Here is a 6,124-nt window from a genome sequence, read left to right as displayed (position 1 = left end):
CCCCGCCATCGAGCTGCAACTGCATAGCTCGGAGGGCTTTATCAATCTGATGGAGCGGCGGGTAGACATGGCCATCCGCATCGGCGAGCTGACCGACTCCTCCCTGCGTGCGCTGCCGCTGGGCCGTTCGCGGTTGCGGCTGCTGGCCTCTCCCGCCTATTTGAGCGGGCGCGGCACCCCGCGCCAACCGGCAGATCTGCTGAACGGCCACGAGCTGCTTGGCTTTTTGCATCCCGATCACCTCAACCACTGGCCGCTGCTCAGTGCCGAGCAGGGGGATCGCTTTGCCATCACCCCCAGTTTGCGTGCCAGCAGCGGTGAAACCTTGCGTCAGCTGGCGCTGGTGGGGCAGGGGATCGTCTGTCTGTCGGACTTTATGACCGGGCCGGATCGGGCGAGCGGGGCATTGGTGGAGGTGCTGGCGCGCAATAACAGCGGTGCCTCGCGCCCCATCAATGCGGTCTTCTACTCCGATGCCCAGCGGGATATCCGGCTGCGGGTCTGGCTCGATTTTCTCAAAGAGCAGCTGGGCAGCCATACCCTGTAGTGCAGCTTGGTTTATGCGGTTTGTTGCTGCTGTTTGCTTATCGAAGAACAAGTCGCTCATTCGTCGCAGTCAATCAGCAGCCAAGCGGCGGATAAACAGACGGCCAACTTGAGGGTCGGCCGTCTGTTCGGGAAGGTGTGTGAGCTGAAGCGCAGTTACCGTGGCAGTTTGCCCCAGACCCTGCTGAGCAGGGCGCCGCCGATGACGGGGGGGATGGCCAGCAGCAGGGTCCACTGCCATGAGAGCCCGCCCAGGGTAGCGGCCAGTACGATGGTGGTGAGGACCACCAGTTGAGCGACCATCATCAGAAAGGTGCCTTCGCGGGGGGTCAGTGCATTCTCTTCTTGGGCGGTGCGGGTGCTGGTCGGTTTCATGATCTCATTCCTCTTATTGAGCCTGATATCACTAAGCAACCGCCGTTCCATCTTTTTTCATGTTAATAATCAATATGTTGTGGTTTTTCTCGTTATTCCTGTTATGAGAGCGCTAGCAAAATGATTCGCAAAATGAAAACGCCACCTTGCGGTGGCGTTTTCATTTGCATGAGAGGCTGGCAGGTCAACGAATGCGGTATTGGCGGATCTGCTCATCGATCGCTTTTGCCAGCTCGAACAGCTCGCGACTGGCGGCATTGCTCTCCTCTGCATGCTCGCGCTGATGTTCAGCCACCATGGCCAGTTCGTCGAGGGCGGCCTTGGCTTGCCCCATCTGCTGATGCTGGGATTGGGCCAGCGCGCTTATTTCGTTGATCTCGAGTGCCGCCTGATTGATCTGGCTGGTGGCATCGATCAGTACCTCCTTGGCCTGACTCATCCGGCTGTATCCCTCTTCGCTCAAGGTGCGCGAGTCGGTCATCGAGTTGCTAGCCTGGCGGGTCCCTTCCTGCAGGCGCAGGATCAGATCCTGCACATCCTTGGTCGCTGTCTGGGTGCGCACCGCCAGTTGGCGCACCTCGTCGGCCACCACGGCAAAACCGCGCCCCATGTCGCCCGCCCGGGCGGCTTCGATGGCGGCGTTGAGGGCCAGCAGGTTGGTCTGGTTCGAGACGTCGCGGATGAGGTTCATGATCTGGGTAATATCGTTGCTGTCCTTGACCACTTCATCGAGCAGGGTTGATGAGGTGCTAATGCTGCTGCGCAGCGTCTCAAGCCGGTTTGCACTCTGGGTGACATCCTGCTCGATGGTGCGCATATGGCCGGCGATATGGTGGGTCACCTCGTTGACGCCCATGGAGCGGCTGGCTATCTGTTCGGCATTATCCCCGATGATGGTGACGACGTTGGTCAACTCCTGAATGCTCTGGGCCTGCTGGTACGCCTCACCAGCCAGCGCTTGCGCCTGATGCAGGGATTGGGAGGATTGGGCCGACAGGGCGCTGCCCGATTGCTGGAAGCGGTAGAAGCTCTGGTTCAGGCTCTGGATCAGCCGGTTGAAACTCTGGGCCATCAACCCCAGCTCCGACTCGTCGGAAAAGTCGAGGCGGGTTGCCAGATCCCGGTCTGCGGTGATGTGGTGCATGCCATCGGCCGCAAGGCGAATGGGACGGCTGATGGAGTGGGCGAGCCAGGCCGATGCCAGCATCGCTAGGGTGCCGATGGCGAGCGAGACGATGATGATGAGCTGACGGGATTCATGCAACCCCTCCTCCAGCTCGGCGCCGTTTATCTCGCCGATCAGCACGCGGTTGAGTGCCGGTATGTAACGCACCGCGATAAGGTAGGTTTCACCATTCTGCGAAAGGGATTGGACGGCAACCTGTTCATGGGCGTTGGGAATGAGCTGTTTGACCGTTGCAAGGAAAGCGGCCTGATGGTGGGCCGCACCCTCTTGCTCCTGATCCGGGTGGATTTCGATGGAGCCGTTCATATCAGCCATATAGACCTGACCGCTCTTGCCGATCCGGTAGCTGCTGATGAGCTTGCGCAGCGCATTCATATTGATGGAAGTGCCTGCTACCGCCAGCGTCTTGCCCTCGGACGTGACCGCCGTATTGATGTAGAGCGAGGCGCGCTTGTCAAAGTCCGAGATATCGAGGTTCAGCTCGTAGGGGTGATTGCGTTTGAGAAAGCCGTAGAACCAGTCATCTTTCAGGTCTGACTCGTGCAGCTGTTTCTGGGCGGTGGGGCCACCGCTGAAGTTGATCAGGGTATTGGTCTGGAGCGGCGCGATAAAGACATTGCCGCCAATGCGCTGCTGCAGTGCCTGAAAATAGTGCTCCATCTTGGGCCACTCTGCTGCCGGCATCCCCTGAGCCAACCAGTCGATGACGAAGCTGTTGCTGGCCAGTGCCTGTGCTTCGGTCAAGTGGTGGGTCAGTTCGGCAGTGAGCTGGTTGGCGATGCGATCCACGCTGCTTGGCAGCTCATAGCGCTCGACCCGCTGCTGCGCCTGAGTGTGGGAGATCTGTTCCAGGATCAGGGTGATACAACTGATGGCGATGACCATCAGTATGGCGACACCGGAGAGGATCCGGGTTCTGATCCCGAGTCCTGACCAGAGGAAGTGAAGTGAAAATCGGTTTATCGCTCTGTCCATGTCCCTAGCTCCTGTAAAAAACAGGTCGCAGATGCGACCCAGAAGCAAATTATAGATAAACAGCTCAATTGCGTTGTGCCGAGTGCATAAGTGAATAGCGACGAGGGATGGAGAGGGGATATAGAGGTAAAAAGAGAGGCCGACATGAGTGTCGGCCTCTCTTGTTTTTCAGGTCAACGGGGATCGGTTATCCGATCACTCCTCTTCAGCCCAGCGGCGTGAACGCTCGACCGCTTTTTTCCAACCGCTGTAGCGTTTGGCTCGGTCGTCGCGGTCCATCTGCGGGATGAACTCGCGGTCCACGCTGAACTTGTCTTCCAGCTCGTCCGAGCTCTTCCAGAAGCCGACGGCAAGACCTGCTAGGAAGGCGGCACCCATGGCGGTGGTCTCGATACGGGTCGGACGCACCACCGGGGTATGCATCATGTCGGACTGGAACTGCATCAGGAAGTCGTTGGCCACAGCGCCGCCGTCCACCTTGAGGGCGGCCAGCTTGATGCCGGAGTCCTGCTGCATCGCATCCAGCACATCGCGGCTCTGATAGGCGATGGATTCCAGCGCGGCACGGATGATGTGGTTGCGGTTGGCGCCGCGGGTCAGGCCGACCATGGTGCCGCGAGCATACGGATCCCAGTAGGGAGCCCCCAGACCAACGAAGGCCGGTACCAGATAGACGCCGTTGGTGTCACCCACCTTGGAGGCGAAGTAGTCGGTGTCGCGGGCATCGTGAATGATCTTGAGCTCGTCACGCAGCCACTGGATGGTGGCACCGCCCATAAACACCGCACCTTCCAGCGCGTAGTTCACTTCCCCTTTCGGGCCGATGGCGACCGTGGTCAGCAGGCCGTTACTGGAGCGAACCGGCTCGGTACCGGTGTTCATCAGCATGAAGCAGCCGGTGCCGTAGGTGTTCTTGGCCATCCCTTTTTCGAAGCAGAGCTGGCCGAACAGGGCAGACTGCTGGTCACCGGCGATACCGGCGATGGGGATGCGGGAGCCGCCGCCACGGGTGGTGTAGCCATAGACCTCGGAGGAGGGTTTGACTTCCGGCAGCATGGACATGGGGATGCCCAGCTCGTCCAGCATGCGCTGATCCCACTTCAGATCGCGGATGTTGTAGAGCATGGTACGGGAGGCGTTGGTCGGATCGGTGACGTGCACTTCACCGTTGGTCATCTTCCACACCAGCCAGGTGTCGATGGTGCCGAACAGCAGCTCGCCGTTCATCGCCTTCTCGCGGGCACCTTCGACGTTGTCGAGGATCCACTTCACCTTGGTACCGGAGAAGTAGGCATCCAGCACCAGACCGGTGTTTTCACGCACGTACTCTTCCAGACCACGCGCTTTCAGCTCTTCACAGATGGCGGCGGTGCGGCGGCACTGCCAGACGATGGCGTTGTAGATGGGTTTGCCGGTGGCTTTTTCCCACACCACTGTGGTTTCACGCTGGTTGGTGATACCGATGGCGGCGATCTCTTCGCTGCGCAGGCCGGTCTTGGCCAGCACTTCGGTGAAGACGGAGGACTGGGTCGCCCAGATCTCCATCGGGTCGTGCTCTACCCAGCCCGCTTTCGGGTAGTGCTGGGTGAATTCGCGCTGGGAGGTGCCAACGATATTGGCATCCTGATCAAAGACGATGGCGCGGGAAGAGGTAGTACCCTGGTCCAGAGCGACGACATATTTCTTTTCAGCAGACATGATGTTCTCCACGTTTTTATTTTCCACGTTTTTACACGTTGGGGAGGGGCGCTCTTAGGCGGCGGCCTCTTCTTTGGCGGTTTGGGCAGCTTGCTCGGTGGCGGCAACACGGTTGCCCGGTACACAGGGAGCCAGCACTTTGACATAGAGGGCAGTACCAATCTGGGCACCGACGATGGGGCCAAGGATGGGGACCCAGAAGTAGGGGTTGTCACGACCACCGGTCATGGCCACATCACCCCAGCCGGCCAGGAAGGCAAACAGTTTGGGGCCAAAATCACGGGCAGGGTTCATGGCAAAACCGGTTAACGGGCCGAGGGAGGCACCGATCACGGCGATCAGGATACCGATCAGCAAGGCGGCGGCAAAGCCTTTGGGGGCGCCGTTGTTGTTGTCACCCAGCGCCATGATGCCCAGCATCAGGACGGCGGTGATCACCAGCTCGACGGTGAAGGCCTGCAGGTTGGAGATAGCGCCATTGGGATAGGTAGAGAAGATCCCGGCGGTGCCGAGGCTCTCGACGCTGCCGCGCACCACGTTGTGGGTCACTTCCCACTGGGTGAACAGGTTGCTATAGAGGAAGTAGACCAGCGCGGCGAAGCAAAAGGCGCCGGCGATCTGGGCGATGATGTAGGGCACCACTTTGCGCTTGTCGAAACCGGCGAAGGTCATCAGCGCCAGGGTGACGGCCGGGTTGAGGTGGGCACCAGAAATACCGCCGGTCACATAGATGGCGATGGCAACGCCCAGACCCCAGGTAATGGAAATTTCCCACTGCCCGAAGTTGGCTCCCGCCAGTACCAGTGCGGCGACACACCCGACGCCGAAGAAGATCAGCAGGCCGGTTCCGATAAACTCGGCGATGCACTCGCCAAGCAGGGTATTGGGTCTTTGTATGCTCATAAGTATTCCTTAGGTATCCACCCGTAGAGGTTTGATGTTCCGTTTTATCTTTATTGTGGCTATCCATTGCGACCGAAAACGTTTCCTTGTTCTTTATTCTTCTTGCGCAAACGTTATGTTCGTTTTCGCTCGTTCTCGGACGTGAGAGAAAATAAACCTTCCCATAAATTTCACCATCCCCCCGCCATGGGAAATGTGGACAAGATCCCACTCATTGCTAAGAAAATGTGACGTAAAGCAATATGTAATCTCCATAATACCCCCTATGGGGTAGTCGCTAACCCTTGCTGTACAAGGGATGACGCTTGATGAGCGTTTTCTCATTTGGAGCTTTTTTTTGTAATAAAACTGCAATATTTGAGCATGCATCACAGAACTTATGAGCGCATATGAGCACAATTGGCTCGCTTACGAATCAATGGACTCACCTGATTCGTCTGA

The 6,124-nt window shown here is 58.4% G+C and carries 5 protein-coding genes; 1 reads left to right on the top strand and 4 read right to left on the bottom strand.

Translation table 11 applies throughout. The features are described 5' to 3' along the window. A partial coding sequence (locus tag AACS24_RS17955; protein WP_258222989.1) for a LysR substrate-binding domain-containing protein occupies window positions 1-547 on the top strand: 547 nt, incomplete at its 5' end. A 155-nt stretch (window positions 548-702) separates the two neighbouring features. On the opposite strand, the gene AACS24_RS17950 is transcribed toward AACS24_RS17955, so the two are convergent. The 4 genes from AACS24_RS17950 to AACS24_RS17935 form a co-directional block, all read right to left on the bottom strand. After that, window positions 703-921: a hypothetical protein gene (locus tag AACS24_RS17950; RefSeq protein ID WP_108571525.1), complete on the bottom strand. Its 219-nt coding sequence runs from the start codon at window positions 919-921 to the stop codon at window positions 703-705. A 184-nt stretch (window positions 922-1,105) separates the two neighbouring features. Then, the gene (locus tag AACS24_RS17945) at window positions 1,106-3,082 is read right to left on the bottom strand and encodes a methyl-accepting chemotaxis protein (RefSeq protein ID WP_108571524.1); all 1,977 of its coding nucleotides are present in this window, start codon (window positions 3,080-3,082) and stop codon (window positions 1,106-1,108) included. A gap of 195 nt (window positions 3,083-3,277) precedes the next feature. Beyond that, window positions 3,278-4,780 (bottom strand): glycerol kinase GlpK, encoded by a 1,503-nt coding sequence (gene glpK, locus AACS24_RS17940; protein WP_033112913.1) that lies wholly within the window; start codon window positions 4,778-4,780, stop codon window positions 3,278-3,280. Between the two features lie 54 nt (window positions 4,781-4,834). Next, on the bottom strand, window positions 4,835-5,683 hold the full coding sequence (locus AACS24_RS17935; RefSeq protein WP_033112912.1) for an MIP/aquaporin family protein: 849 nt from the start codon (window positions 5,681-5,683) through the stop codon (window positions 4,835-4,837). Window positions 5,684-6,124 lie beyond the last annotated feature (441 nt).

Source organism: Aeromonas sp. HMWF016, assembly GCF_963878195.1.
Taxonomy (GTDB): Bacteria; Pseudomonadota; Gammaproteobacteria; order Enterobacterales; family Aeromonadaceae; genus Aeromonas; species Aeromonas lacus.
The sequence above is the reverse complement of the archived record's forward strand: the minus strand, read 5'-3'. Positions and strand labels throughout refer to the sequence as shown.

Coding starts and splice junctions, on each gene's coding strand:
- AACS24_RS17950 (WP_108571525.1), bottom strand. CDS start 921: ATGAAACCGACCAGCACCCGCACCGCCCAAGAAGAGAATGCACTGACC.
- AACS24_RS17945 (WP_108571524.1), bottom strand. CDS start 3,082: ATGGACAGAGCGATAAACCGATTTTCACTTCACTTCCTCTGGTCAGGA.
- glpK (WP_033112913.1), bottom strand. CDS start 4,780: ATGTCTGCTGAAAAGAAATATGTCGTCGCTCTGGACCAGGGTACTACC.
- AACS24_RS17935 (WP_033112912.1), bottom strand. CDS start 5,683: ATGAGCATACAAAGACCCAATACCCTGCTTGGCGAGTGCATCGCCGAG.